21 protein-coding genes are annotated in these 26,469 nt (G+C 71.8%); 10 read left to right on the top strand and 11 right to left on the bottom strand.

What is annotated here, in order from left to right; all coding sequences use genetic code 11:
• Positions 1-79 precede the first annotated feature (79 nt).
• Positions 80-793, top strand: a complete 714-nt coding sequence (locus tag ACFVGW_RS12110) for a DNA-binding response regulator (RefSeq protein WP_385851879.1) — start codon at positions 80-82, stop codon at positions 791-793.
• 27 nt (positions 794-820) lie between these two features.
• On the opposite strand, the gene ACFVGW_RS12105 is transcribed toward ACFVGW_RS12110, so the two are convergent.
• Both ACFVGW_RS12105 and ACFVGW_RS12100 read right to left on the bottom strand, forming a co-directional pair.
• Positions 821-1,714, bottom strand: coding sequence for an ABC transporter permease (locus ACFVGW_RS12105; RefSeq protein ID WP_385851878.1), 894 nt, complete (start codon positions 1,712-1,714; stop codon positions 821-823).
• On the bottom strand, positions 1,711-4,410 hold the full coding sequence (locus ACFVGW_RS12100) for an alpha/beta fold hydrolase (protein WP_385851877.1): 2,700 nt from the start codon (positions 4,408-4,410) through the stop codon (positions 1,711-1,713). The genes ACFVGW_RS12105 and ACFVGW_RS12100 overlap by 4 nt, the downstream gene beginning before the upstream one ends.
• Positions 4,411-4,543: 133 nt before the next feature.
• Here ACFVGW_RS12100 and ACFVGW_RS12095 point away from each other — a divergent pair, with 133 nt between their 5' ends.
• Complete coding sequence (locus tag ACFVGW_RS12095) at positions 4,544-4,969, top strand: GNAT family N-acetyltransferase (protein WP_385851876.1); 426 nt, start codon at positions 4,544-4,546, stop codon at positions 4,967-4,969.
• A 113-nt stretch (positions 4,970-5,082) separates the two neighbouring features.
• On the top strand, positions 5,083-6,261 hold the full coding sequence (locus tag ACFVGW_RS12090; RefSeq protein ID WP_385851875.1) for a S8 family peptidase: 1,179 nt from the start codon (positions 5,083-5,085) through the stop codon (positions 6,259-6,261).
• Positions 6,262-6,265: 4 nt separating this feature from the next.
• Here the strand turns inward: ACFVGW_RS12090 and ACFVGW_RS12085 are convergent, their stop codons facing one another.
• On the bottom strand, positions 6,266-6,865 hold the full coding sequence (locus ACFVGW_RS12085) for a DUF4291 domain-containing protein (protein WP_385851874.1): 600 nt from the start codon (positions 6,863-6,865) through the stop codon (positions 6,266-6,268).
• A 168-nt stretch (positions 6,866-7,033) separates the two neighbouring features.
• Between ACFVGW_RS12085 and ACFVGW_RS12080 the strand changes: the two genes are divergently transcribed.
• Positions 7,034-7,396, top strand: a complete 363-nt coding sequence (locus ACFVGW_RS12080; RefSeq protein ID WP_383223809.1) for a glyoxalase — start codon at positions 7,034-7,036, stop codon at positions 7,394-7,396.
• Between the two features lie 89 nt (positions 7,397-7,485).
• Here the strand turns inward: ACFVGW_RS12080 and mmsA are convergent, their stop codons facing one another.
• The 5 genes from mmsA to iolC form a co-directional block, all read right to left on the bottom strand.
• Entirely contained in the window at positions 7,486-8,997 is a 1,512-nt protein-coding gene (gene mmsA, locus ACFVGW_RS12075; RefSeq protein WP_385851873.1) for a CoA-acylating methylmalonate-semialdehyde dehydrogenase, read from the bottom strand.
• 14 nt (positions 8,998-9,011) lie between these two features.
• The gene (gene iolD / locus ACFVGW_RS12070) at positions 9,012-10,880 is read right to left on the bottom strand and encodes a 3D-(3,5/4)-trihydroxycyclohexane-1,2-dione acylhydrolase (decyclizing) (protein WP_385851872.1); all 1,869 of its coding nucleotides are present in this window, start codon (positions 10,878-10,880) and stop codon (positions 9,012-9,014) included.
• The gene (gene iolB / locus ACFVGW_RS12065; RefSeq protein WP_383569311.1) at positions 10,877-11,683 is read right to left on the bottom strand and encodes a 5-deoxy-glucuronate isomerase; all 807 of its coding nucleotides are present in this window, start codon (positions 11,681-11,683) and stop codon (positions 10,877-10,879) included. Before iolB ends, iolD begins: the two co-directional genes overlap by 4 nt.
• Entirely contained in the window at positions 11,680-12,624 is a 945-nt protein-coding gene (locus ACFVGW_RS12060) for a deoxyribose-phosphate aldolase (protein WP_385851871.1), read from the bottom strand. Before ACFVGW_RS12060 ends, iolB begins: the two co-directional genes overlap by 4 nt.
• A 413-nt stretch (positions 12,625-13,037) precedes the next feature.
• A complete protein-coding gene (gene iolC, locus ACFVGW_RS12055; protein ID WP_385851998.1) occupies positions 13,038-13,985 on the bottom strand; it encodes a 5-dehydro-2-deoxygluconokinase in 948 nt (315 codons plus the stop codon).
• Positions 13,986-14,143: 158 nt separating this feature from the next.
• On the opposite strand from iolC, the gene ACFVGW_RS12050 reads away from it, so the two are divergent.
• On the top strand, positions 14,144-15,052 hold the full coding sequence (locus ACFVGW_RS12050; protein ID WP_385851870.1) for a sugar phosphate isomerase/epimerase family protein: 909 nt from the start codon (positions 14,144-14,146) through the stop codon (positions 15,050-15,052).
• 246 nt (positions 15,053-15,298) lie between these two features.
• Positions 15,299-15,496, top strand: coding sequence for a MarR family transcriptional regulator (locus ACFVGW_RS12045; protein WP_352191890.1), 198 nt, complete (start codon positions 15,299-15,301; stop codon positions 15,494-15,496).
• 160 nt (positions 15,497-15,656) lie between these two features.
• Here ACFVGW_RS12045 and ACFVGW_RS12040 read toward each other — a convergent pair whose 3' ends face one another.
• Complete coding sequence (locus ACFVGW_RS12040) at positions 15,657-18,023, bottom strand: MMPL family transporter (RefSeq protein ID WP_385851869.1); 2,367 nt, start codon at positions 18,021-18,023, stop codon at positions 15,657-15,659.
• 163 nt (positions 18,024-18,186) lie between these two features.
• On the opposite strand from ACFVGW_RS12040, the gene ACFVGW_RS12035 reads away from it, so the two are divergent.
• From ACFVGW_RS12035 to ACFVGW_RS12025, 3 genes are all read left to right on the top strand, one after another.
• A complete protein-coding gene (locus tag ACFVGW_RS12035) occupies positions 18,187-18,870 on the top strand; it encodes a TetR/AcrR family transcriptional regulator (RefSeq protein WP_385851868.1) in 684 nt (227 codons plus the stop codon).
• Positions 18,871-18,993: 123 nt separating this feature from the next.
• Positions 18,994-19,227 carry a heavy-metal-associated domain-containing protein gene (locus ACFVGW_RS12030; protein WP_385851867.1) on the top strand — a complete coding sequence of 78 codons (234 nt, stop codon included), beginning with the start codon at positions 18,994-18,996 and terminating at the stop codon, positions 19,225-19,227.
• 124 nt (positions 19,228-19,351) lie between these two features.
• A complete protein-coding gene (locus ACFVGW_RS12025; RefSeq protein ID WP_385851866.1) occupies positions 19,352-21,616 on the top strand; it encodes a heavy metal translocating P-type ATPase in 2,265 nt (754 codons plus the stop codon).
• A gap of 407 nt (positions 21,617-22,023) precedes the next feature.
• On the opposite strand, the gene ACFVGW_RS12020 is transcribed toward ACFVGW_RS12025, so the two are convergent.
• Together ACFVGW_RS12020 and ACFVGW_RS12015 are read right to left on the bottom strand one after the other, a co-directional pair.
• Entirely contained in the window at positions 22,024-23,313 is a 1,290-nt protein-coding gene (locus tag ACFVGW_RS12020; RefSeq protein ID WP_352190558.1) for a citrate synthase, read from the bottom strand.
• Between the two features lie 179 nt (positions 23,314-23,492).
• Positions 23,493-25,712: an ATP-dependent RecD-like DNA helicase gene (locus tag ACFVGW_RS12015; RefSeq protein WP_385851865.1), complete on the bottom strand. Its 2,220-nt coding sequence runs from the start codon at positions 25,710-25,712 to the stop codon at positions 23,493-23,495.
• A gap of 549 nt (positions 25,713-26,261) precedes the next feature.
• On the opposite strand from ACFVGW_RS12015, the gene ACFVGW_RS12010 reads away from it, so the two are divergent.
• Positions 26,262-26,453, top strand: a complete 192-nt coding sequence (locus ACFVGW_RS12010) for a hypothetical protein (protein ID WP_385851864.1) — start codon at positions 26,262-26,264, stop codon at positions 26,451-26,453.
• Positions 26,454-26,469 lie beyond the last annotated feature (16 nt).

Here is a 26,469-nt window from a genome sequence, read left to right as displayed (position 1 = left end):
CTTCTCAACAGGGGTTGTCACCGTGTGCAGTCGCATGCGTACATGGAGTGGCACACCGATGGGGCGGGGGTGGTCAGCGGTGGCAGAGACTGCGGGCTCCGTGATGCTCGCGCGATCGGCGATGAACAGAGCGGTGGCCGAGGCACAGCGGCCTCCGGGACGCCCCGTCCGTGGCACGCGGCGGATCAGCGCGGCGCTGGCCGGGCTGGCCGCCTCGACGCGGCACGAACTGCTGACCTTCGACGACCCGGCCGCGTCCGTGGGCCGTGCGATCCCCGAGCCGTTCCTGGAGTTGGCGGGAGCGTGCATGCGGGCCGCGGCGGAACGGGCCCCGGAGGTCAGACGGATCGTGCCGCGCCACGCCCTGCCCCTTGTGGCGGGAGCGGTCCGGATACCGGGCAGCGCCCGGCTCACGGACACGATCCCGTTCAAGATGATCGTCGTCGACCGCACGGTCGCGGCGCTCCCGCTCGATCTGGAGCTGCTGTACAACGGGGTGCTGCTGATCCGCGACCCGGTCGTCGTGCAGGCCCTGGTCCGCGCCCACTGCGCCAGTTGGGACGCGGGCGAGGAACTGACCCGGGCGACGGACGGGCCGCGCGGCCAGCTGCCTCCCCAGCTCCGGCCGGTCCTCGAAGCGCTCCTCGCCGGGCTCACGGACGAGACGGCCGCCGCCCGCCTCGGCATGTCCGGCCGCACGTACAGCCGGCGCGTCGGCGAGCTGATGCACGCCCTGGGCACGACGAGCCGCTTCCGCGCGGGTGCGGAAGCGGCTCGACGGGGGTGGCTGTGACCGGATGCGGGCCGGCCTCCCGTGGGCCTACGACACGATGTCCTTGCGCGCGAAGCCCCGGAAGGCGAGGGCGAAGAGGATCAGCGCGTACGTCACCGAGATCGCCGTGCCCTTCAGCATCCCGCCCCACTCCAGCTGCGGCTGGAGCGCGTCCACCCACGCGTACTGCCAGTGCGCGGGCACGTAGTCGCGCCAGGAGCCGAGCGCCGTGACCGCGTCCAGGACGTTGCCGATGATCGTCAGACCGACCGCGCCTCCGACGGCGCCCAGCGGCGCGTCCGTCTTCGTGGAGAGCCAGAACGCGAGCCCGGCGGTGACCAGTTGGGAGACGAGGATGAACGCGACGGCCAGTCCGAGCCGGGGCAGGGTCTCGGCGGCGGGCAGTGCGCCGCCGGTGGGGAGCTTCAGCGGCCCCCAGCCGTAGGCGAACGTGCCCGCGACGAGCGCGACCGCGGGCAGCAGGACCATCGCCGCCGCGCTGAAGCCGAGCGCCACGGCCAGCTTGGACCACAGCAGCCGGGCCCGGGGTACGGGTGCGGCCAGCAGGTAGCGCAGCGAGGACCAGCTCGCCTCGGAGGCGACGGTGTCCCCGCAGAACAGGGCCACCGCCACCACGAGGAGGAAACCTGCCGAGACGAAGAGACAGGTCGCGGCGAAGTTCGCCGCCGACGCCGTCGCCGTGTCCATCAGCGTGACGCGGCCGTTGCCGCCGTCGCCGTCCTGATCCCCGCCGATGGCGAAGGCGATGATCAGGATGAAGGGCAGTGCGGCGAGCACCGCGCCCATGACCAGGGTGCGGCGCCGCTTCAGCTGCCGTACGGCTTCGACGCGCAGCGGCAGGGTGCGTCGTGCGCGATAGCCGTCGGCGGTCTCCACGAGCCCCGCCGGTCCTCCGTCGCGGGTCCGGGTGTCCGTGCTCATGCGGAGCCACCTCCGATCAGGGTCAGGAACGCGTCCTCGAGGCGCCGGTGCGGTCCCACACCGGTCAGGGGCACGTCCAGCCGGACGAGTTCGCCGATCAGGGCGGTCGTGTCGGCACCGTCGAGACGGACCAGCAGCCCGCCCTCGGTCCGTACCGCCGAACCGATCCCGGGCAGCGCGCCGATCTTGTCGACGAGCGGGTCGGGGACGGTGTCCCCGAGCGTGACGAGCAGGACGTCCCCGGCGCCGGTGATCTCACCGACCGGGCCGGCCTGCACGAGCTGCCCGCGGTCCATCACCACGAGATGGGTGCAGGACTGCTCGACCTCCGAGAGGAGGTGGCTGGAGACGATGACGGTCCGGCCCTGCGCCGCGTACCGGATCATCACGTCGCGCATCTCGCGGATCTGTGGCGGGTCGAGTCCGTTGGTCGGCTCGTCGAGGATCAGCAGGTCCGGCAGGCCGAGCATGGCCTGGGCGATCGCGAGCCGCTGCCGCATGCCCTGCGAGTACGTCCGTACGGCGCGGGCCAGGGCGTCGCCGAGGCCCGCGATCTCCAGGGCCTCCTCGATGTGCGCGTCCTGCGCGGGGCGGCCGGTGGCCTTCCAGTACAGCTCCAGGTTGTCCCGCCCGGAGAGGTGCGGCAGGAAGCCCGCGCCCTCCACGAAGGCGCCGACCCGGGACAGGACCGGTGCGCCGGGGCGGATGGCCTGCCCGAAGACCCGGATCTCCCCGTCGTCGGGGGTGATCAGGCCCATGAGCATGCGCAGGGTGGTGGTCTTTCCGGCTCCGTTGGGCCCGAGCAGTCCGAGGACCTGTCCCTGTTCCACCCGGAAGGAGAGGTCCCGCACGGCGTACCGGTCCGAGGACTTGGCGTACTTCTTCGTCAGGCCCGTGATCTGCAGCGGTACGGCGGCGAGTTCGGGGTCCGGGGCGGGAGCCGCGGTCCGGCGCCGGGACGTCAGCAGCAGCGCGGCGGCGATCAGGGCGCCGGCGAGCGGCAGTCCCCACACCCACCAGGGCAGGGCGGCGGCCTGGGTGTCGACGGCGGGCGCCGTCGGCACGGTCAGCGGGGACTCGACGGCCACGGTGTAGCCGGCCGGTGTCGCCGGGGAGGCGTAGCCGAGGTCGGTGGCGGAGAGGACGAGCCGCAGCCGGTGGCCGGCCTCGATCTCGTGGTCGATCGCGGGCAGGGTCAGCGCGACGCTCCGTCCCTTCGCGGCGCCTTCGACACGGACGGGTGCGACGAGCTGTGCGGGCAGCACCTGCTGCCGGCCGTCCGGCCCGACGTCGTAGACCTTGGCGAAGAGGACGGCCGAGCCGTCCGGGCTGTCCGAGGTGACCTTGACGCGGACGGTCGGCGTGCCGGTGATCCGTACCGGCTCGGCCCGCGGCCCGGCGTCGAACCGGGCGTACTGGCCGGGGAAGTCGAGCGAGAAGCCGACGCCGAGGGAGGAGAGCTGGGAGAGCCCGCCGCCGATGCCGGGGACGGCCGAGATGGCGGGCGGGCCCGCTCCGGCGGGATTGGCGAAGGTCTGCGGCCGGGCGGCGTCGAGCGGCACGGAGAGCGGGTCGCCCGTGAGCCCCGGGTAGTGGTCGGAGCTCGCCCCGCGGAGCTGTGCCCGGCCGTCGGTGGAGTCGACCCCGCCGGTGCGGCTGACGCGGAACGCGGGGCCGGTGTCGGCGCCCTTGTCCTGCTTGAGGTGGCGGTCGAACCAGGCGCCGATCCGGGCCTCGACCCGTTCCGTCTCGCGGTCGCCGCCGTCGTGGCCGCCCGCGATCCAGTCGACGGCGACGGGCGCGCCGTTGGCGGCGATCGTCCTCGCCATGGCGTCGGCGTGCGTGAGCGGGAAGAGGGAGTCGCTCTGCCCCTGGACGATGAGGGCCGGGACCTTGATCCGGTCGCCGACGGCGGAGGGGCTGCGGGCTTCGAGGAGCGCACGGGCGGCGGCGTCGGGCTTCCCGGAGACGGCCACGCTCTCGTACATGGCGCACAGCTCGGCGGTGAACCGCCCGCACCCGGCCTTCCCGGTCCCGGCGCTCCCGGCGGCGCCGCGGCCGGCGCCCCGGTCGGCGGCGGCCGGCGCGCCGGTCTCGGCGCCCGTGGAGAAGAAGATGCCGGCCCAGAGCTTCTTGAAGACGCCGTCCGGGAAGAGGGCGTCGGCGAGGTTCCAGTACGTGATCTGGGGGGCGATCGCGTCGACGCGGCTGTCGTGTCCGGCGGCGAGCAGGGAGACCGCGCCGCCGTAGGAGGCGCCGGTGACACCGACGCGCGGGTCGCCGGCCTTGTCGAGCTGGACCTCGGGGCGCGCGGCGAGCCAGTCGACGAGCCGCCGGACGTCCTCGACCTCGTGGTCGGGGTCGTTGAGCCCGATCTCTCCCGTCGAGGCGCCGAAGCCTCGCGCCGACCAGGTCAGGACGGCGTAGCCGTCGCGGGCGAGCTTCTCGGCCTGGGCGCGGACGTCGTCCTTGGAACCGCCGAAGCCGTGGCCGAGCAGCACGGCCGGCCTGCGGTCGGCTTCGGGGCCCGAGGTGAAGTACGAGGTGTCGATCCGCGCCCCGGGCATGTCGAGCACCTGGTCCGCGCGGTGCACGGGTGGCGGTTCGTCGGAGGCGACGGCGGTCCAGGTACCGGCGCCCGCGAGCACGGCGAGGGCGGCGGTGACCGCGGCCCACCGGGGAAGTCGGAGTGGCATGGTGTCGAGCCTAGGCGGCCCGTCCGTGCGGCTCGGCTGTCCACGGGCGGAAATCGGCGGCCTCCTGGAGTCGTACGCCGTACCGTCCCGTACACCAGGCGCGGTACGCGCGGTGCGAGGTGAGGGGTCGTGGATGGAGATCAGGCGGGCGACGACGGTGGCCGAACTGCTCGCGGCGGGGCATCTCTACGACGGACCGCCGAGGGAGTCGTGGGCGGAGGCGTTCCTCGCCGCCGGGGGGCATCTGATGCTGATCGCGTACGCGGAGGACGGTTTCCCCGCGGGGCTGGTGTCCGGGATCGAGATGCTCCACCCGGACAAGGGGGTGGAGATGTGTCTGTACGAGCTGTCGGTGGACGAGGGGTACCGGCGGCGGGGTGTGGGGCGGGCGCTGACGGAGGCGCTGGTGGCCGGGGCCCGGGAGCGGGGCTGTTACGACGTGTGGGTGGGCGTGGATCCGGACAACGAGGCCGCGTTGCGGACGTACCGGTCGGCCGGGGCCAGGGACGAGGACGGGTTCGCGATGCTGACCTGGGAGTTCGAGGTGAAGGACCGGTGAGGGGAGCCGACGTGCCCTTGTAGGACCCATGACAACACGAGACTCTGTGGCGCACCACGCACACCCGTACTTGCCGGTAACCCGGTCAACGAAAGGTTCAGGTGCCCCACCACATGACCCGTATACCCCGCCGCGCCGTGGCGATCGTCCCCGTTCTCGCCCTCGCCGCCGGCCTGCAGTTCGCCGCCTCCCCCACGGCCCGGAGCGCGACCCTCGGCGACCTCCGCCTCGCCCCGGCCTCGCTCGCCGTCGACGACAGCTGGATCGTCGTCCTCAAGGACGGCTCGACCCGCGCCGCCGACCTGGGTGTGACACCGAAGCACGAGTACCGCTCGGTCCTGAAGGGCTTCTCGGCCACGATGTCCCAGGCCAGGGCCGCGGCTCTGGCCTCGGACCCGCGCGTGGCGTACGTCGAGCAGAACGCGACCGTACACATGGCCGAGACGCAGCCCGGCGCGACCTGGGGTCTCGACCGGATCGACCAGCGTGATCTGCCGCTGTCGACCACGTACACGTACAACACGCAGGCCTCGAACGTGACCGCCTACATCATCGACACCGGCATCCGCACCTCGCACAGCGAGTTCGGCGGCCGGGCGCGGGTGGGCACGGACACCGTCGGCGGCGGCCAGAACGGGCAGGACTGCCAGGGCCACGGCACGCACGTCGCGGGCACGGTCGGCGGCGCGAAGTACGGCGTCGCCAAGGGCGCGAAGCTGGTGGCGGTACGCGTCCTGGACTGCAACGGCTCCGGTACGACGGCCGGCGTCATCGCGGGCGTCGACTGGGTCACGGCCAATGCGGTCAAGCCCGCGGTCGCCAACATGAGCCTGGGCGGGGGCGCGAACACCTCCCTCGACGACGCGGTGAAGCGCTCGATCGCCTCGGGCGTCACGTACGCGGTCGCCGCCGGCAACGGCAACTTCCTCGGACTGCCGGCCCGCGCCTGCAACTACTCCCCCGCCCGCGTCCCCGAGGCGATCACGGTCGGCGCGACGGACTCCGCCGACAAGCGGGCGTCCTTCTCCAACTACGGCACGTGCGTGGACCTCTTCGCCCCGGGCGTCTCCATCACCTCGGCGTGGAAGGACAACGACACGGCGACGAACACCATCTCGGGCACGTCGATGGCGACCCCGCACACGGCGGGCGTGGCCGCGCTCTACCTCTCGGCGAACCCGGCGGCCACCCCGGCGCAGGTGAGCACCGCACTGGTGAACAACGCCACGAGCGGCAAGGTCCAGAACCCGCTGTCGGGCTCCCCGAACAAGCTGCTGCACTCGATCTTCTAGGCGGCTACGCCACCAGATGCCCGAGGAGCGCAGGCCCCGCCGGATAGGGCCGCTCCTCGGGCATCCGCGTGCGCGCCTCGTCCACCCGCCCCGCGCGCACGAGGGCGTGGACCTCGTGCGCGAGCGGCGTGACGTCCCGTACCGAGACGGTCCACTCGTCCGCGTACCGCCGCGCCGCCTCCCCCGCGAGCCCCAGCTGGAGGGAGCGGTACGGAAGGGCCGCCAGCCGCGGATCGCGCTCGGGGTCCCACTGCACCCGCGCCGGGGACTGCCTCAACTGCCGCTTCCAGGCGTCCTGGTCGGGGTGGAAACCCCGGACGTAGTGGGAGAGGCAGGCGTTGCGCAGCGCCCACTCGAACCCCTCGCGGGTGATCTCGATCGCGAGGACGGTCTGCTGGCCTTCCTTCAGACCCCAGCCGCAGCGGTACATCATCCACAGGAACGAGGGCTTGATCCACGTCATGCGGTCCCGCTTCCAGGCGGGCGGGAAGCGGCCCTCCCGGGCCGTCGGAAGGCCGATGGACGGGTCGTACGCCTGGTAGACGGTCACCGTCGAGTCGGTGTGCAGGGCGCGGATCTGGTGTGTGGGCGGAGCGACGGACATGGCCCCCAGGGTGCGCCGTGGCGCACACCGGGGGCCAGTGGTTTTACGGCTCGGGCGGTCGGTGTCGGCGGCGGATCGCGGGGACGACAGGATGGGGCCCGGCTCCGGGCTCACGGCCCGGGGCCGCGGGCCGCAGGTCCGTCGTCCGCCGCCGAGAAGGAGAACCGGATGCTCGTCGCCGTCGACCACGTACAGCTCGCCGCCCCACCCGGCAGCGAGGACCGACTGCGGAGGTACTACGGGGAGGTGCTCGGCATGGTCGAGGTGGCCAAGCCCCCGGTGCTCGCGGCCCGGGGCGGCTGCTGGTTCCAGGCCGGCCCGGTCCAGCTGCACCTCGGCATCGAGGAGGACTTCCGTCCCGCGAAGAAGGCCCACCCGGGGCTGCGCGTCACCGGGATCGAGGAGTACGCCGCCCGCCTGGAGGAACGCGACGCCCTGGTCGTCTGGGACGACAACCTGCCGGGCCACAAGCGCTTCTACTCCGAGGACCCGGTGGGCAACCGGCTCGAGTTCCTGGAGCCGGTGCGGTAGCAGGCGGCGGCCCCGGAGAGCGGGAACCCCCGGCCGTCGAGGTCCGGCCGGGGGTTCCGAAGGCTGTGGCGCCCGTCGGGCGCCCGCCGTCAGTGGTTGCGCGGGAAGCCGAGGTCCACGCCTGCCGGGGCCTCGGAGGGGTCCGGCCAGCGGGTCGTGACGACCTTGCCGCGGGTGTAGAAGTGGACGCCGTCGTTGCCGTAGATGTGGTGGTCGCCGAAGAGTGAGTCCTTCCAGCCACCGAAGGAGTGGTAGCCCACCGGCACCGGGATCGGCACGTTCACGCCGACCATGCCCGCCTCGATCTCCAGCTGGAAGCGGCGCGCCGCGCCGCCGTCACGGGTGAAGATCGCGGTGCCGTTGCCGAACGGCGAGGCGTTGATGAGGGCGACGCCCTCCTCGTACGTCTCGGCGCGCAGCACGCAGAGCACCGGGCCGAAGATCTCGTCCTGGTACGCCTTCGCGGTCGTGGGCACGTGGTCCAGGAGCGACAGGCCGATCCAGTGCCCGTCCTCGAACCCGTCCACCGTGTGGCCGGTGCCGTCGAGGACGACCTCGCAGCCCTCGTCCGCCGCGCCCTTCACGTACGAGGCGACCTTGTCGCGGTGGACCGCCGTGATCAGCGGGCCCATCTCCGAGGTCGGGTCGTTGCCGGGGCCGATCTTGATCTTCTCGGCGCGCTCGCGGATCTTCTCCACCAGCTCGTCGCCGATCGCGCCGACCGCGACGACCGCCGAGATCGCCATGCAGCGCTCACCGGCCGAGCCGTACGCGGCCGAGACCGCGGCGTCGGCCGCCGCGTCCAGGTCCGCGTCCGGCAGCACCAGCATGTGGTTCTTGGCGCCGCCGAGCGCCTGGACGCGCTTGCCCGCCGCGGAGGCGGTGGTGTGGATGTACCGGGCGATCGGCGTCGAGCCCACGAAGGAGATCGCCGAGACGTCCGGGTGCTCCAGGAGCCGGTCCACGGCGACCTTGTCACCGTGGACGACGTTGAAGACGCCGTCCGGCAGGCCCGCCTCGGCGAGCAGCTCCGCGATCTTCAGCGACGGCGACGGGTCCTTCTCGCTCGGCTTGAGGATGAAGGTGTTGCCGCACGCGATGGCGATCGGGAACATCCACATCGGGACCATCGCCGGGAAGTTGAACGGCGTGATGCCGGCCACCACTCCCACCGGCTGGCGGATCGCGGCCACGTCCACCCGGTTCGAGACCTGGGTGGACAGCTCGCCCTTGAGCTGGGTGGTGATGCCGCAGGCCAGGTCCACGATCTCCAGACCGCGGGCGACCTCGCCCAGCGCGTCCGAGTGCACCTTGCCGTGCTCGGCGGTGATCAGCTCGGCGATGGCGTCCCGGTTGGCGTCGAGCAGCGCCCGGAACTTGAAGAGGATGGTGGTGCGCTGCGCGAGCGACGCCGTGCCCCAGGTCTCGAAGGCGGTCTTCGCCGCGGCCACGGCCGCGTCGACCTCGTCGACCGACGCCAGCGCCACCTTCGTGGTCACGGCACCCGTGGCCGGGTCGGTGACCGGGCCCCAGTTGCCCGACGTGCCCTCGACGGTCTTGCCACCGATCCAGTGGTTGACGGTCTTCTCGGTGTTCGTCATGCCGGAATGCTCCTTCAGAGATGGCGGCGTCGGGCGGTGACGTGCCGGTCGTACTCCTCCCGGGCCTTGACCGCCGACGCGCGGGTCGAGGTCTCGGCCACGGGCACATCCCACCACGCCTGGGCGGGGGGCGCGCCCGACACTGTGTCTGCCGTTTCGGTCTCGACATAGACACATGTGGGAACGGTCGACGCCCGCGCGTCGGCGAGGGCTTCTCGCAGGTCACGTGCGGTACGTGCAGTGAGCACCCGCATCCCCAGCGAGGCCGCGTTGGCGGCCAGGTCGACGGGGAGCGGATCCCCGGTGAAGGTGCCGTCCGCTGCGCGGAAGCGGTATGCGGTGCCGTACCGCTCACCGCCCACGGCCTCGGACAGCCCTCCGATGGAGGCGTACCCGTGGTTCTGCAGGATCACCACCTTGATGGGCAGTCCCTCCTGCACGGCGGTGACGATTTCGGTGGGGTTCATCAGATACGTACCGTCGCCGACGAGCGCCCAGACCGGCCGCCCGGGCGCGGCGAGGGCCACCCCGATGGCCGCCGGGATCTCGTAGCCCATGCAGGAGTAGCCGTATTCGACGTGGTACTGGTCGGCGGAGCGGGCCCGCCAGAGCTTGTGGAGGTCGCCGGGGAGCGAGCCGGCGGCGTTGATCAGGATGTCGTCCCCGGTGACCAGGGTGTCGAGTGCGCCGAGGACCTGCGGCTGGGTGGGCCGCGACGCCTCGTCCGCCGGGGTGAAGGCGGCGGTGACGCGGGCCTCCCAGCGGTGCTTGTCCGCCGCGTACTCCCGCGCGTAGTGCTCCGTGACATGGTGCGGGTCGAGCAGTGCGTGGAGCGACTCGATGCCCTCGCGGGCGTCCGCGACCAGGGGCAGCGCGGCCAGCTTGTGCGAGTCGAAGGCCGCGATGTTGAGGTTGACGAACCGGACGTCCGGGTGGGTGAACAGGGTCCCGGAGGCGGTGGTGAAGTCGGTCCAGCGGGTGCCGACCCCGATCACCACGTCGGCCGTGCGCGCCAGGTGGTCGGCGACGGCGGTGCCGGTGTGGCCGACGGCGCCGACGTCCTGCGGATGGTCGTGGCGCAGCGCGCCCTTGCCCGCCTGGGTGGAGGCGACCGGGATGCCGGTCAGGGAGGCGAAGGTGGCGAGCGCCTCCTCGGCGCCGCTGTACTTGACCCCGCCGCCGGCGACGATCAGCGGGCGGGCCGCAGAGCCGATCGCCGCGACCGCCGCCTCCAGTTCGGCGTCGTCCGGCACCGGCCGGCGCACGCGCCAGACCCGCTCGGCGAAGAACTCCTCCGGCCAGTCGTACGCCTCCGCCTGGACGTCCTGCGGCAGGGCGAGCGTCACGGCACCGGTCTGGACGGGGTCGGCGAGGACCCGCACGGCGGCGAGCGCGGCGGGGATCAGCGCCTCGGGGCGGGTGACGCGGTCGAAGTACGCGGAGACCGGCCGCAGGCAGTCGTTGACCGACACATCGCCCGCGTACGGGACTTCCAGCTGCTGCAGGACCGGGTCGGCGGGGCGGGTGGCGAAGGCGTCACCGGGCAGCAGCAGCACCGGGAGCCGGTTGATCGTGGCGAGCGCGGCGCCGGTGACGAGGTTGGTGGCGCCGGGGCCGATGGAGGTGGTCACGGCGTGCGCGGAGAGCCGGTTCGACTGGCGGGCGTAGCCGACGGCCGCGTGCACCATGGCCTGTTCGTTGCGCCCCTGGTGGTACGGCATCCCGTCGGCGTACTCGACGAGCGCCTGGCCGATCCCGGCGACGTTCCCGTGGCCGAAGATGCCCCAGGTCGCGGCGATCAACCGGCGTCGTACGCCGTCGCGTTCGGTGTACTGCGCGGCGAGGAACCGCACCAGCGCCTGCGCGACGGTCAGAGTGCTCACGTGTACCCCTCCGAGTGGTCGGGATGGAAGCAGATCTTCCACTCCCGCTCCGGTCCTGGTCCCGCCATCACGTTCAGGTAGTACATGTCGTGCTCCGGCTGCGCGATCGACGGGCCGTGCCAGCCGTCGGGCACGAGGACGGCGTCACCGGTGCGGACCTCGGCGAGGAGGTCGGCGCCGCCGGGACGGGAGGGGGAGATCCGCTGGTAGCCGACCCCGCCGCCGGCGATCTCGAAGTAGTAGATCTCCTCCAGCTCGGACTCGGCGCCCGGGCGGTGCTCGTCGTGCTTGTGGGGCGGGTAGGAGGACCAGTTCCCGCCGGGGGTGATCACCTCGACGGCGATGAGGCGGTCCGCCTCGAAGACGCCGGCGGCGGCGAAGTTCCGTACGCTCCGCGCCCGGTTGCCGGTGCCGCGGGCCTCGACGGGTACCTCCGGCGCGGGGCCGTAGCGAGCGGGGAGTCGTCGCTCGCACTTCGCTCCTGCCAAAGCGAAGCGGCCTCCCGCACCGGAGGCGATCTGGACTCGGGCGTCGCGGGGCACATACGCGAAGTCGGACACTCCGCCGAACACGCTCTCGCGGCCCAGGAGTTGAAGCGTCTGGCCGTCGACGTGCACCGTACAGCCGCCGGAGAGCGGAAGCACGATCCATTCGCTGTCCCCGGTGTCCAGGAGATGGGTGGCTCCCGGGCCGAGTTCGAGGACGCGCAGTGCGGAGTGCGCCCAGCCGGCCCGGTCGGGGTCGACGTGGAGCGCGTACGACCCGTGGGAGGCGGTCCCGGCGGGCAGATGGAGGTCGTTCATGGGTGGTGCGTACTCCTTCCTACCGCTTCCCGCAGCAGCCGCGCAGCGGTATCGACGGCTCCGGCCACATCGCCGTCCGCGGGATAGAGGAGGGTGCGGCCGACGACCAGGCCCCGGACGGTGGGCAGGCGCAGCGCGTCGCGCCATCGCGCGTACGCGACGTCCTGGGCGTCCGGTCCCGGCCCGGGGTCTCCGCCGAGCAGGACGGTGGGGAGGGTGGTGGTCTCCAGGACGCGGGCCATGTCGTCGGGGCGGTCGGTGACCGGGACCTTGAGCCAGGTGTAGGCGGAGGTGCCGCCGAGGCCCGAGGCGACGGCGAGGGAGGTGACGACGGCCTCGGCGGAGAGGTCGTTGTGGAGCCGGCCGTCGCGGTCGCGGTGGCAGAGGAACGGTTCGACGAAGACGGGCAGCCGCAGGGCGGCCATCTCGTCGACGGCGCGGGCGGCGGTGTGGAGGGTGGAGAGCGAGCCGGGGTCGTCGGGGTCGATCCGCAGGAGCAGCTTGCCGGCGTCGAAGCCGAGCCTGGCGAGATCCTGGGGCCGGTGGCCGGTGAACCGGTCGTCGAGCTCGAAGGAGGCCCCGGCGAGACCGCCACGGTTCATCGACCCGATGACCAGGCGGTCGTCCAGGGCACCGAGCAGGAGGAGGTCGTCGAGGATGTCGGCGGAGGCGAGGACCCCGTCGACACCGGGCCGCGAGAGCGCGAGCCGGAGCCGGGCGAGGAGGTCGGCGCGGTCGGCCATCGCGTACGGTCGCGCCCCGACGCCGAGCGCGCCGCGGGCGGGGTGGTCGGCGGCGACGATCAGCAGCCGTTCGCGGCCCTCGAACCACGCCCGCCTCCGCCGCGCCGCCGCGGCCTCCCCCACGGCCTCGGGCCGCCGGGCCCGCAGCGAGACGAGCCGCTCGACGTCGACGGGCTCGACCCCGTCGCCCCCGCTCACGCCCCGTGCGACCCGGGCGGCCCGCACGGCCCGGGCGAAACGCCGGGGCGGCGCGGGGTGCGCGACCTGACGGAGGGGGTCGGCCGGAGCGGGCGCCTGCCCGGGACCGGGCGGTGCGGAGCCCGCCCCGCCCTGCCCGGGACCGGGCCGGGCGGGCTCGGCGGTCCGGCCGCTCGGTGACGGCGGGGCCTGCGGGGGGTCCGGAAGGCGCTGGTTGCTCTGGGGGCTCTGGGGGTTCTGGGGACTCTGGGGGCCGTGCGGGCTCTGGGGGCCCTGGTGGCCCTGGGGGCCCTGGGGGCTTTGCGCACTCTGGGGGCTCTGGGGGTCCGAAGTGGGGGGTGTGGTGGGGCTCTTCGGGCCGCTCGCGCGGCGGTGGGCGGCTCGGGTGCGCCAGCTGTCGGTGGGGCGGCCGGTCATGGGGTGCGCTCCGGGAGCGTGCCGGATCCGGCGGCCAGGGCGCGGTCGATCTCCTCGGCGTAGGGCATCGCCGGGGAGCAGGCGAGGCGGCCCGCCACGATGGCGCCGGCCGCGTTGGCCCTGCGGAGGGTGCGCTCCAGGTCCCATCCGGCGAGCAGTCCGTCGCACAGCGCCCCGCCGAACGCGTCGCCCGCCCCGAGGCCATTGACCACGTCGACCGGGAGGGGTGCGACCTCCGCGCTCTCCCCGTCCGAGGTCATCGCGAGGACCCCCTTCGGGCCCTGCTTGACCACCGCGAGCCGGACCCCGGCGGCGAGCAGCGCGCGGGCCGCCGCGTACGGCTCGCGCTCCCCGGTCGCGACCTCGCACTCGTCCAGGTTGCCGACCGCGACCGTGGCCGATCTCAGGGCCTCCCGGTAGAGCGGCCCGGCCTCGTCCGGGTCGGGCCAGAGCACCGGGCGCCAGTCCAGGTCGAGCACGGTCAGCTCCGCGCCGCCCCGTTCCCGCAGCGCCTCCAGCGTCGCCGCCCGGCTGGGTTCGGCGCTCAGGCCCGTACCGGTCACCCAGAACGCCCGCGCCGCCCGGACCGCCCCGAGGTCCAGCTCCGCCGGGTGGATCTCCAGGTCCGGTGCCCGGGGGCGGCGGTAGAAGTGGATCGGGAAGTCGTCGGGCGGGAAGATCTCGCAGAACGTGACCGGTGTCGGAAACTCCTCCACCGGCGTCACCCAGCGGTCGTCGACCCCGAACGCGGCGAGCTCCTCGTGGAGGTACTCCCCGAAGGGGTCCGCTCCGGTCCGGCTCACCAGGGCCGTGCGCCGTCCGAGCCGGGCCGCGGCGACCGCCACGTTCGCGGGCGAGCCGCCCAGGAACTTCCCGAAGGTCTCCACCCGGGCGAGCGGTACGCCCACCTGAAGGGGGTAGAGGTCCACGCCGAGTCGCCCCATCGTGATCAGCTCGTACGGCTCCGCATCCACGCGCGCCACCTCTCGCCTCGGCCCCGCACCCAGGTCTAGCCGTCCGCCCCGAACCCTGTCAACGCTATGTCCTTACATTCGGACGAGCGTCTTGACGCGTCGTTCCGGGCGCGGTCAAGGTGGCTTTCATGACGAAGCCGTCGCCGCTGTCCCGTATCCGTATCGGCTCCGCCCCCGACTCCTGGGGCGTCTGGTTCCCCGACGATCCCCGGCAGGTTCCCTGGCAGCGCTTCCTGGACGAGGTCGCCGACGCGGGCTACGCGTGGATCGAGCTCGGCCCGTACGGCTATCTGCCCACCGATCCCGCCGTCCTGGCCGAGGAGACGGGCCGCAGAGGACTGCGGGTCTCGGCGGGCACGGTCTTCACCGGGCTGCACCACGGTCCGGCGGTCTGGGAGAAGACCTGGGCCCGTGTCGCCGACAACGCCGCCCTTGCGCAGGCGATGGGCGCGGAGCACCTCGTCGTCATCCCCTCCTTCTGGCGGGACGACAAGACGGGTGAGGTCCTGGAGGACCGCACGCTCACCACGGAACAGTGGCGCGATCTGACCGGTCTGACGGAACGCCTCGGCCGCGAGGTCCGGGACCGCTACGGGCTGCGGATCGTCGTCCATCCGCACGCGGACACCCATGTCGACAGCGAGGAGAACGTGGCCCGCTTCCTGGACGCGACCGATCCGGAGCTGGTCTCCCTCTGCCTGGACACCGGGCACTACGCGTACTGCGGGGGCGACAGCGTCAAGCTGATCGAGACGTACGGCGAACGCATCGGCTACCTCCACCTCAAGCAGGTCGATCCGGAGATCCTGGCCGGGGTCGTCGCCGAGGAGGTGCCGTTCGGTCCGGCCGTGGCGCGGGGTGTGATGTGCGAGCCGCCCTCCGGGGTGCCGGCGCTGGAGCCGGTCCTCGCGGCGGCACAGGCGCTCGACGTGGAGCTGTTCGCCATCGTCGAGCAGGACATGTATCCGTGCGAGCCCGACGAGCCGTATCCGATCGCGGTCCGCACGCGCCGCTTCCTGCGCTCCTGCGGAGCATAGAGAACCCGAGAACGCCGTTCGGCGCGCCGTTGTGACCATGCGTCACTTACGTCACGTCCATCCCGTTCTCGTCACAGATCTCTCCCTTACGCGGGCTTTCCGTCACAGCCGGGCGACAGCCCCTCGCCTCCCGTTGGAAGGGGTCGTTGTAGAGGGCACAGGCTCAGTGATCGCCAGCGCTTGCCCCGCAGCTCCCCCGAACGGCACCCCCGCCGCCGCTGCGAGGCGCGCAGGGAGGTGCCACGCATGACGGACAGACGGCTCTGGTCGTACAAGGACATCGCCGCACACATCAAGGTGCAGCCGGACACCGTTCGGTCCTACCGGAAGCACGGCCTCCTGCCGGCGCCCGACCATGTCGAGTCGGGCAAGCCCTACTGGTACGCGGACACGATCCACGCCTGGGTGGCCAACCGCCCGGGCAACAGGGCCCGTCGGGACTGACCTCCTGCCGATACGGGCTCGTGCCACACCACCTCGTGCGCACGAGCCGCCGGCCCCCGAGCCGCAGCACGAGGGCCCCGGCCCGGGGGCCGCGCAGGGCCCCGCACCTCACACGGTGCGGGGCCCTCGGCCTGCCCGGCAGGATCCGAGAAGACAGGCCCTAGCGGCCGACGGACTCCTTGTCCCGGACGTCCTCGTCCGCCCGCTCCGACGGTTCCGCCCCCTCCGACGGTTCCGCCCGACCGGTCCCCTCGGCCCGTTCCGACGCTTCCACCCGCTCCGGCGTCGTGGCCGACGCCTTCGCCGCGTCCCCGCCCTCGCTGACTCCGAAGCGGTCGTGGAAGCGGCGCAGCGGTCCCGGGGCCCACCAGGTGAGGCGGCCGGTCAGCTTCATCACCGCCGGTACGAGCAGGCTGCGGACCACCATCGCGTCCATCAGCACGGCGAGCGCGACGCCCAGGCCCAGCATCTTGGTGTTGGTCACCCGCGAGGTGCCGATGGCCACCATGACGACGGCGAGGATGACGGCGGCGGCGGTGATGAGGCCGCCCGTACGGCGCAGACCGAACCGGACCGCGTGGTCGTGGTCGCCCGTCGCGTCGTACTCCTCCTTGATCCGGGATATCAGGAACACGCCGTAGTCCATCGAGAGGCCGAAGGCGACGCAGAACATCAGCACCGGCAGGGTCGTCTCGATGTCGCCGGTGGGGGTGAAGCCGAGGAACCCGGAGAGATGGCCTTCCTGGAAGACCCAGACGACCGCGCCGAACATGGCGGTCAGGCTGAGCCCGTTGAGGACGACGGCCTGGATCGGGATCAGCACGCTGCCGGTCAGCAGGAAGACCAGGAGCAGCGTGACGACCACGATGATCGCCCCGGCCCAGGGGAGCCGGTCGCCGATGGCGTCCTTGGAGTCGACCAGGAGGGCGGCGGCGCCGGTGACGGACGTGTCGAACGGGGCGGGCTCGGCGCGCAGTTCACCCACCACGCGCTGGGCGGTCTCGCCGACGCCCTCGCCCTCCGGGATCACCGTGAAGTACGCGGGCGTTCCGGCGCCGGTACCCGAGGTCACGGGCCCGTCCACCCGCACGATCCCGTCCAGGGCCGCTATCCGCTCGCGGTAGCCGGCGTACTCGGCGGGGGTGGCGCCGCCCTCGGCGAGAACCGTGAGCCCGCCGCCCGGGCTGCCGGGGAACCCGTCGCGCAGCTCATCCTGGACCACCCGGGACTCGGCGGTGGTGGGGAGCTGGCGGTCGTCCACCGTGCCGAACTTCGCGCCGAGGAAGGGGAGTCCGAGCAGGACGAGACCCGCCGTGGTGAGGACGGCGAAGACCGGCGCGCGCCGCATCACCAGCGTCGCCGTCCGCGCCCAGCCGGCTCCCGGCTCCTTGGCATCCGCCCCCGCGGTGCCGCTCGGCCGGGCGCCGCTCGGCTCGGCGCCTTCGGCGGCCCGGCGGCGGCGCCGGAACAGACGCCGCAGGTCCAGCGCGTTGACCCGGTCCCCGAGCAGCATCAGGGCGGCGGGCAGCAGGGTCAGCGCGGCGGCCGCGGCGAGCAGCACCACCGCGATGCCCGCGTAGGCGAAGGAGCGCAGGAAGTACTGCGGGAAGACCAGCATCGCGGAGAGCGAGGCCGCCACGGTCAGCGCGGAGAAGAACACCGTCCGGCCGGCCGTCCGCAGGGTCGTGGCGACGGCGGTCCGGGTGTCGGCGCCCCGGCCGAGCTCCTCGCGGAACCTGCGGACCACGAACAGGGCGTAGTCGATGGCGAGTCCGAGTCCGAGGGCCGTCGTCAGGTTCTGCGCGAAGACCGAGACGTCGGTGAGTTCGGTGAGGCCCCGCAGCACCGCGTTCGTCCCCAGGATGGCCACGATGCCGATGCCCAGCGGCAGCATGGCCGCGACCGCGCTGCCGAAGACCATCACGAGCAGGACGAGTGTCACCGGCAGGGCGATCAGCTCGGCGCGCAGGAGGTCCTCCTCGACGGTGGACTGCATCTCGTGCTGCACGGCCAGCTGACCGCCGATCGCGACGTCGACGGGCCCGTGGGCGCCGCAGAAGTCCGGGGAGATCCGCTCCAGGATCTCGCCGGCGGCCTTCTCGTCGCCCTCGACCCTGGCGACGATCACGGCCTGTCGGCCGTCCTCGGAGCGCAGGGCCGGGGAGCCGGTCCCCCAGTAGGAACCGATGCCGCCGACCCCCTGCTCGGCGTCGAGCCGCTCGGCGAGCCGACGCGCCTCGGCGGCCACGGCGGGATCGTCGACCCCGCCCTTCCGCGCGCTCACGAGCAGGAGCAGATTGGGCTGGGAGGCGGGGAACTCGCGCTCCAGAACCTCGGTCGCATACGTGGATTCGGCGCCCGGGACCTCGAAGCCGCCGCTCCCCATGCGGTCGGCGACACCGCTGCCCGCGAAAACGGCGAGCGCGGTGATCACCAGTGCGACCAGCAGGGACAGGCGTGGCCTGGCCGTCACGAACCGGGTCCACCCCCCGCCCGGTGCGGGCCCTGAATTCTTGACTTCGGCCATGACGCGGTGTCCCCTTCACCATGACCCATGCGCTCGCTTCCCGGCAGGTCGCATGGGTCGCCCATTGCCATAGACTGGCAAACACGAGTCATCGCTCGCGTTTCACAAGAATGCGAGCGACCTCTCGTGTTTGTCAAACATGCTGAGAGAGCTGGGGACAGTCATGTCCGAGGAGACGCCCGAGAGTTCGGCGGAACAGAAGCCGCGCCGCCGGCAGGCCCGAGGCGAGCGGCGCATCGCGCAGCTGCTCCAGGCGGCGGCGAGCGTCTTCTGCACGAACGGCTACACGGCCGCCAGCACCAACGCGATCGCCCGCGAGGCCAGCGTCTCCCCCGGAACGCTCTACCAGTACTTCCCCAACAAGGAGGCGATCGCCGTCGAGCTCGGCGGCCGTCTGCTGCACGAGATGCGCGAGATGCACGGCCAGGCGTTCACCCCGGCCAACCTCGCCCTGCCGCTGCCCGAGCTCATGGACGCGGTGCTCGACCCGATGATCGAGTTCAACTGCCAGAATCCGGTCTTCCTCGCCCTGATGCACGGCTCCGAGATCCCGGGCCGGATCGCCGAGGAGCACGACGCCCTGCACGCCTCGCTCCTGGCCTCGGTCCAGAGCTTGTTCGACCACCACCTGCCGCACCACACCCCAGAGGACCGCACCCTCAAGGCCGAGATGACCTTCGCGGTCGTCAAGGGCGGCCTCACCCTGATCCTCGCCGCCGACGACGGGCCGGCACGGAACGCGGCGATCGCCGAACTGAAGGCGCTGCTGCTGGGCTACCTCGGCCCGCTCATCGGGGGCTCCCCGGCCACCGCCGGCGGCGCGCTCGCCGCGGCTCCGCCCCGCTGACCGGCCCCCCGACCCCTGCCCGGCGCCACAGGTGTCGCACTGTGCTGGATTCATACCCCCCAGGGGTATAAACTGTGCTTCAGTACGAGCCTGTACCTGCACGCCCTCGAAGAGGAGACCGTCATGACCGCCGAGACGTCGACCGAACTCACCACCGTGTACCAGGTCAAGGGGATGACCTGCGGGCACTGCGAGGGCGCGGTCTCCAGCGAGATCTCCGAGATCGCCGGGGTCTCCTCCGTCAAGGCCGTGGCCTCCACCGGCCACGTCACCGTCGTCTCCCGGGCCCCGCTCGACGAGGAGACCGTCCGCGCCGCCGTCGACGAGGCGGGCTACGAGCTCGTCGGCCAGGCCTGACCCGAGGGGGTCCGCGCCCGGGGCCCGCGCCCGGGTCCGGGTACCCGGGCATACACCCCCGGCACGCACGGACGGGGTCGTACCGTTGACCGGTACGGCCCCGCTCTGGTTTGGAACGGCACACATGACATCGAGCACCGCGCCCACCGTCACGACCGAGCTCGTCATCGGCGGGATGACCTGCGCCTCCTGCGCGGCCCGTGTCGAGAAGAAGCTCAACCGGATGGAAGGCGTCACCGCGACCGTCAACTACGCGACGGAGAAGGCGAGGATCGCCCACCCGGCGGGGACCCAGGTCGCCGACCTGATCGCGACGGTCGTCAGGACCGGCTACACCGCCGAGGAGCCCGCGCCCCCGGCCCCGGAGCCGTCGGAGACGGCGCGCGAGGCCGATCCCGAGCTCGACCTGCTCCGTACCCGGCTCACCGTCTCGGCGGTGCTCTCCGCGCCGGTCGTCCTGCTCGCCATGGTCCCCGCCCTCCAGTTCGACAACTGGCAGTGGCTCTCCCTCACCCTCGCCGCACCGGTCGTCGTCTGGGGCGGGCTGCCCTTCCACCGCGCCACCTGGACCAACCTGCGACACGGCACGGCGACCATGGACACCCTGGTCTCGATCGGAACGCTGGCCGCCTTCGGCTGGTCGCTGTGGGCCCTGTTCCTCGGTGACGCGGGCATGACCGGCATGCGCCACGGCTTCGACCTCACCACCGGCGCCGCCGACGGCGCCTCCACGATCTACCTGGAGGTCGCGGCCGGCGTCGTCACCTTCATCCTGCTCGGCCGCTACCTGGAGGCCCGGGCCAAGCGGAAGGCGGGCTCCGCGCTGCGCGCCCTGATGGCGCTCGGGGCGAAGGACGTGGCCGTCCTGAGATGGGGGTCCCCCCTGCTCGAGCGAAGCCGAGAGCTCGGGGGACATACGGAGACACGGATCCCGGTGGACGCGCTGCGGGCCGGCGAGCTCTTCGTCGTCCGCCCCGGCGAGAAGATCGCCACCGACGGAACGGTCACCGAGGGCGCCTCCGCCGTCGACGCGTCCCTGCTCACCGGCGAGTCCGTACCGGTCGACGTGACGGCCGGCGACCCGGTGACCGGCGGCTGCCTCAACACCTCGGGACGGCTCGTCGTCCGGGCGACCCGGGTCGGCGCCGACACCCAGCTCGCCCGGATGGCCAAGCTGGTCGAGGACGCCCAGAACGGCAAGGCCGAGGTGCAGCGCCTCGCCGACCGGATCTCCGCCGTCTTCGTCCCCGTGGTGCTCTACATCGCCCTCGGCACACTGCTGACCTGGCTTTTCGTGGTCCAGGACACCACGGGCGCGTTCACCGCCGCCGTCGCCGTACTGATCATCGCCTGCCCCTGCGCCCTCGGCCTCGCGACCCCGACCGCCCTCATGGTCGGCACCGGCCGCGGCGCCCAGCTCGGCATCCTGATCAAGGGCCCGGAGGTCCTGGAGTCCACCCGCCGCGTCGACACCGTCGTCCTCGACAAGACCGGGACGATCACCACCGGCCGGATGACGCTGCGGAAGGTGTACGCGTACGAGGGAGTGGACGAGACCGAGCTGCTGCGCCTGGCGGGCGCCCTGGAGCACGCCTCCGAGCACCCGGTCGCCCGGGCGGTCGCGGCGGGCGCCGCCGAGCGGCTCGGCGTGCCCGTGGGCGAGCTGCCCGCGCCGGCGTCCTTCGAGAACGTGCCCGGCCTCGGGGTGCGCGGCACGGTCGACGGCCGCACCCTCCTGGTCGGCCGCGCGGCACTCCTCGAGGCAGAGGGAATCCGGATCCCCGAGGTGCCGGAGCCGGGCGCCGTACAGGTCGCCTGGGACGGCCGGGCGCGCGGGGCCCTGACGGTCGCCGACGCCGTGAAGGAGACCAGCGCGGAGGCGGTCGCCCGGCTGCGCGCCCTCGGTCTGAGCCCGGTCCTGCTGACCGGGGACGGGCGGGCGGTCGCCGAGACGGTGGCGGCAGAGGTGGGCATCGAGGCGGATCAGGTCTTCGCCGAGGTGCTGCCGCAGGAGAAGGTCGACGTGGTGCGGCGCCTCCGGGCGGAGGGCCGGGTGGTCGCGATGGTCGGCGACGGCGTGAACGACGCCGCCGCGCTGGCCACCGCCGACCTGGGTCTGGCCATGGGCACCGGCACGGACGCGGCGATCGAGGCGAGCGATCTGACGCTGGTCCGGGGCGACCTGCGGGTGGCGGCGGACGCCATCCGGCTCGCGCGCCGGACCCTGGCGACGATCAAGGGAAACCTCGCGTGGGCGTTCGGTTACAACTGCGCCGCCCTGCCGCTGGCCGCGTTCGGGTTGCTGAACCCGATGATCGCCGGTTTGGCCATGGCATTTTCGTCCGTATTTGTCGTGACAAACAGCCTGCGACTTCGGAGGTTCACGTGAATTGACCTACACGTGACGCACAAGACCTTCACAAAGAGACCTAGATCACAGATATTTGGGGGTAACCATTCGGGCCGTTCGCGAGTCTAAGTGGGCGATGCCAAGAACGTCTTGGGGGACGTTCATGGGATGTCTTGGGGGACGTCTCAGGCAAGCGTTGGCCGGGGCACGTGCACCGGGGAGCTTTGAGCGGCCCTCCCGTACGTACGTACCCCGGCAGACCGCGTAGACCCGCCTAGCTTCTGCTGAACCCGGCAGACGCCCGGCCCGGATCCCGTGGGGGGAATCCGCACCGGGGATATGGAAAGCGCCCCGCTCACCGACCCGTGGGGGGATCGGCAGCGGGGCGCTTTTCGTTCAGCGCCTCGAGCGGCGCGGCGACCGGCACCGCGCGACGAGGAAGAGTGTCAGCGGCCCTCGACCGGGACGAAGTCGCGCAGGACCTCACCCGTGTAGATCTGGCGCGGGCGGCCGATGCGGGAACCCGGCTCCTTGATCATCTCGTGCCACTGGGCGATCCAGCCCGGGAGGCGGCCGAGCGCGAAGAGCACGGTGAACATCTCGGTCGGGAAGCCCATCGCGCGGTAGATGAGACCCGTGTAGAAGTCCACGTTCGGGTAGAGGTTGCGCGAGACGAAGTAGTCGTCGGAGAGCGCGTGCTCCTCCAGCTTGAGCGCGATGTCCAGCAGCTCGTCGGACTTGCCGAGCGCGGAGAGCACGTCGTGCGCCGCGGCCTTGATGATCTTGGCGCGCGGGTCGAAGGACTTGTACACCCGGTGGCCGAAGCCCATCAGGCGGACGCCGTCCTCCTTGTTCTTCACCTTGTTGATGAAGGAGTCGACATCGCCGCCGTTGGCCTGGATGCCTTCCAGCATCTCCAGGACCGACTGGTTGGCGCCACCGTGCAGCGGACCCCACAGGGCCGAGATGCCGGCGGAGATCGACGCGAACATGTTCGCCTGGCTCGAACCCACCAGACGGACGGTGGACGTCGAACAGTTCTGCTCGTGGTCCGCGTGCAGGATCAGCAGCTTGTCGAGCGCCGAGACCACGACCGGGTCGAGCTCGTACTCCTGGGCCGGGACCGAGAAGGTCATGCGCAGGAAGTTCTCGACGTACCCGAGGTCGTTGCGCGGGTAGACGAAGGGGTGGCCGATCGACTTCTTGTACGCGTACGCCGCGATCGTCGGCAGCTTGGCGAGCAGCCGGATCGTGGAGAGGTGACGCTGCTTCTCGTCGAACGGGTTGTGGCTGTCCTGGTAGAAGGTGGACAGCGCGGAGACCACCGAGGAGAGCATCGCCATCGGGTGGGCGTCCCGGGGGAAGCCGTCGAAGAAGCGCTTGACGTCCTCGTGCAGCAGCGTGTGCTGGGTGATCTCGTTCTTGAAGGTCGCCAGCTCGTCGACCTTGGGAAGCTCACCGTTGATCAGCAGGTACGCCACCTCAAGGAAGGTGGAGCGCTCCGCCAGCTGCTCGATGGGGTAGCCGCGGTACCGCAGAATGCCCTGCTCGCCGTCGAGGTAGGTGATGGCGGATTTATAGGCGGCGGTGTTGCCGTATCCGCTGTCCAGGGTGACCAGACCGGTCTGGGCTCGGAGCTTCCCGATGTCGAAGCCCTTGTCGCCGACGGTGCTCTCGACCACCGGGTAGGTGTATTCACCGTCCGCGTACCGCAGTACTACAGAGTTGTCGCTCACGTCATCCCTCACCGACGTAGTGCCTCTTCTTCGAGGTGCCCTGACTGTCTCTACCATCCCCCATTTGGCTCAGGAGAGTGCACTCGGGGTCGACCATTGGGCCATTTGGCGGCACTCAGTGCCGCCAACCTGCTCATCTTGCCCCCTTCGCCCCGTTCGGGGAAGTCCGGGGTGGTCTTTCACACGGCTGCCGAGAGCCGGTGGGCCAGCGCGGTGAACCGTCTGCCTGCGGAAACCGTACGAACGGCCTGCGCGATCGCCTTCCGCGAACCGACGAGGACCACCAGCTTCTTCGCCCGGGTGACGGCCGTGTAGAGCAGGTTCCGCTGCAGCATCATCCAGGCGCTGTTGGTGACGGGGATCACGACGGCCGGATACTCGCTGCCCTGGGAGCGGTGGATCGTGACGGCGTAGGCGTGCGCCAGCTCGTCCAGCTCGTCGAAGTCGTAGCCGACCTCCTCGTCCTCGTCGGTGCGCACGGTCAGCCGCTGTTCGACGGTGTCGAGCGAGGTCACGACGCCGACGGTGCCGTTGAAGACGCCGTTGGCGCCCTTGTCGTAGTTGTTGCGGATCTGGGTGACCTTGTCGCCGACGCGGAAGACCCGGCCGCCGAACCGCTTCTCGGGGAGGTCGGGGCGGGCCGGGGTGATCGCCTGCTGGAGCAGCCCGTTGAGCACGCCGGCTCCGGCCGGGCCGCGGTGCATGGGCGCCAGGACCTGGACGTCCCGGCGGGGGTCGAGCCCGAACTTGGCGGGAATCCGCCGTGCCGCGACCTCGACGGCGACCCGGGCCGCGTCCTCGGTCTCGTCCTCCGCGAAGAGGAAGAAGTCCGGCAGGCCGGTGGTGACGGGCGGCAGACCGGCGTTGACGCGGTGGGCGTTGGTGACGACCCCGGACTGCTGGGCCTGGCGGAAGATCCGGGTCAGCCGGACGGCCGGCACGGGGCTGCCGGGGGCCAGCAGGTCGCCGAGCACCTCCCCCGCGCCGACCGAGGGCAGCTGGTCCACGTCCCCCACGAGGAGGAGGTGGGCACCGGGTGCCACGGCCTTCACGAGCTTGTTGGCGAGGAGCAGATCGAGCATGGACGCCTCGTCCACGACGACCAGGTCGGCATCCAGCGGGCGGTCCCGGTCGTAGGCCGCGTCCCCGCCCGGCTTGAGCTCCAGGAGCCGGTGGACGGTCGACGCGTCGGTGCCGGTCAGCTCGGCGAGGCGCTTGGCGGCGCGGCCGGTGGGCGCCGCGAGGACGACCTTGGCCCGCTTGGCCCGGGCCAGCTCCACGATCGAGCGGACGGTGAAGGACTTCCCGCACCCCGGGCCGCCGGTGAGGACGGCGACCCTGCGGGTCAACGCGAGCCGCACGGCCTCCTCCTGCTCGGGCGCGAGGGAGGCGCCGGTGCGGTCGGCGAGCCAGGCGAGGGCCTTGTCCCAGGCGACGTCCTGAAAGGCCGCCATCCGGTCCTCGGGGGCGTGCAGCAGGCGCTTCGTCTGGGCCGCGAGGGAGAGCTCGGCGCGGTGGAAGGGGATGAGGTACACGGCCGTGACGGGCAGCCCCTCGGGCCCGGGCACGGCCTCCCGCACCACGCCCTCCGGATCCTGAGCCAGCTCGGCGAGGCACTCGATGACGAGCCCCGTGTCGACCTGGAGCAGCTTCACGGCCTCGCGGATGAGCTGCTCCTCGGGCAGGAAGCAGTGCCCCTGGTCGGTGGACTGGGACAGGGCGTACTGCAGCCCGGCCTTGACCCGGTCCGGGCTGTCGTGCGGGATGCCGACCGACTGGGCGATCTTGTCGGCGGTGAGGAAGCCGATGCCCCAGACGTCGGCGGCCAGCCGGTAGGGCTGGTTCCGCACGACGGAGATCGAGGCGTCGCCGTACTTCTTGTAGATCCGCACGGCGATGGAGGTGGAGACCCCGACGCCCTGGAGGAAGACCATCACCTCCTTGATGGCCTTCTGCTCCTCCCAGGCCGCGGTGATGTTCTTCGTCCGCTTGGGCCCGAGCCCCGGCACCTCGATCAGCCGGGCCGGGGCCGCCTCCAGGATGTCGAGGGTGTCCACGCCGAAGTGCTGGGTGATGCGGTCGGCGAAGACGGGCCCGATGCCCTTGATCAGCCCGGAGCCGAGGTAGCGGCGTATGCCCTGGACGGTGGCGGGCAGCACGGTCGTGTAGTTCTCGACCGTGAACTGCTTGCCGTACTGCGGATGGGAGCCCCAACGCCCCTGCATCCGCAGCGACTCACCCGGCTGAGCCCCGAGCAGCGCCCCGACGACCGTGAGGAGATCGCCGCCACCGCGCCCGGTGTCGACGCGGGCGACCGTGTACCCGCTCTCCTCGTTGGCATAGGTGATCCGCTCCAGCACCCCTTCGACGACCGCCTGACCCTGACCCTGGTTGGACATGCCCCGACGGTAGCGAAGCCCTCGGACACCCGGGTCAGCGATGTGGCGTACCTGTGGAAACGCTCAGGCACCCGCCTTCCCGAGCCGCGCGCCCCGGCTCTCCGCGATCCGCGAGTAGGCCGCCGGCGTGACCGGGCAGGTCGCCTTGCACACCGGTTCCGCCACAGGCGTTCCGCAACCGAGTCGAGGATTACTACTTCCATGAGCAGCAGACAGAAGAATTTTGGACACGATGAAAGGATGGGCAATCCAGCCGACATAAAACCGTACAGGATCGGCCATACGAACACCTACATTTTCCAGCCAACCTGCGTAACCCGGCCGACCGGCAAGCTCCGAGTGCGACCTGACGGAAAACGGGCCCCTCGACCTGATTCGGCAGCTCCGAGGCACCTCAAATGTGCCATCGCATGATCATCCACGTTGCAATACGAGTCGGCCCAAGATAATCTTGCCGCCGACCAGATTTAGTTGTGCGCGAACAAGCCCGCCGGCGTCGCCGGTGATTTCACCGTTAGCTACTACAAGCACGCGGGCAACAACACCAGCGTGACCCTGGGTGCCCAGTTCAAGATCCCGAACGGAACGATCCACCCCACGGACTGGATCTCCACGAAGACCGCCGTAGCAGGCAAGTACGCCAGCGCGACCCGCTACTACACCACCAACCCCGATTGGTGCGTCCGGGGCGTCATGAAGTCGGGCGGTACGACCTGCATCACCAAGTGGCTGTGCTACTGATGATGTAGCGTGACGG

Source organism: Streptomyces sp. NPDC127129, from assembly GCF_042671585.1.
GTDB lineage: Bacteria > Actinomycetota > Actinomycetes > Streptomycetales > Streptomycetaceae > Streptomyces.
This window is presented reverse-complemented; position numbering and strand designations above follow the sequence as displayed.

Excerpts from the sequence above, each read along its gene's own strand:
- ACFVGW_RS12045 (WP_352191890.1), top strand. The coding sequence starts at position 15,299 with ATGACGGACAGACGGCTCTGGTCGTACAAGGACATCGCCGCACACATC.
- ACFVGW_RS12090 (WP_385851875.1), top strand. The coding sequence starts at position 5,083 with ATGACCCGTATACCCCGCCGCGCCGTGGCGATCGTCCCCGTTCTCGCC.
- iolB (WP_383569311.1), bottom strand. The coding sequence starts at position 11,683 with ATGAACGACCTCCATCTGCCCGCCGGGACCGCCTCCCACGGGTCGTAC.
- ACFVGW_RS12030 (WP_385851867.1), top strand. The coding sequence starts at position 18,994 with ATGACCGCCGAGACGTCGACCGAACTCACCACCGTGTACCAGGTCAAG.
- ACFVGW_RS12105 (WP_385851878.1), bottom strand. The coding sequence starts at position 1,714 with ATGAGCACGGACACCCGGACCCGCGACGGAGGACCGGCGGGGCTCGTG.
- iolC (WP_385851998.1), bottom strand. The coding sequence starts at position 13,985 with ATGGGGCGACTCGGCGTGGACCTCTACCCCCTTCAGGTGGGCGTACCG.
- ACFVGW_RS12095 (WP_385851876.1), top strand. The coding sequence starts at position 4,544 with ATGGAGATCAGGCGGGCGACGACGGTGGCCGAACTGCTCGCGGCGGGG.
- ACFVGW_RS12100 (WP_385851877.1), bottom strand. The coding sequence starts at position 4,410 with ATGCCACTCCGACTTCCCCGGTGGGCCGCGGTCACCGCCGCCCTCGCC.
- ACFVGW_RS12025 (WP_385851866.1), top strand. The coding sequence starts at position 19,352 with ATGACATCGAGCACCGCGCCCACCGTCACGACCGAGCTCGTCATCGGC.
- ACFVGW_RS12035 (WP_385851868.1), top strand. The coding sequence starts at position 18,187 with ATGTCCGAGGAGACGCCCGAGAGTTCGGCGGAACAGAAGCCGCGCCGC.
- ACFVGW_RS12015 (WP_385851865.1), bottom strand. The coding sequence starts at position 25,712 with ATGTCCAACCAGGGTCAGGGTCAGGCGGTCGTCGAAGGGGTGCTGGAG.
- mmsA (WP_385851873.1), bottom strand. The coding sequence starts at position 8,997 with ATGACGAACACCGAGAAGACCGTCAACCACTGGATCGGTGGCAAGACC.
- ACFVGW_RS12040 (WP_385851869.1), bottom strand. The coding sequence starts at position 18,023 with ATGGCCGAAGTCAAGAATTCAGGGCCCGCACCGGGCGGGGGGTGGACC.
- ACFVGW_RS12050 (WP_385851870.1), top strand. The coding sequence starts at position 14,144 with ATGACGAAGCCGTCGCCGCTGTCCCGTATCCGTATCGGCTCCGCCCCC.
- ACFVGW_RS12085 (WP_385851874.1), bottom strand. The coding sequence starts at position 6,865 with ATGTCCGTCGCTCCGCCCACACACCAGATCCGCGCCCTGCACACCGAC.
- ACFVGW_RS12080 (WP_383223809.1), top strand. The coding sequence starts at position 7,034 with ATGCTCGTCGCCGTCGACCACGTACAGCTCGCCGCCCCACCCGGCAGC.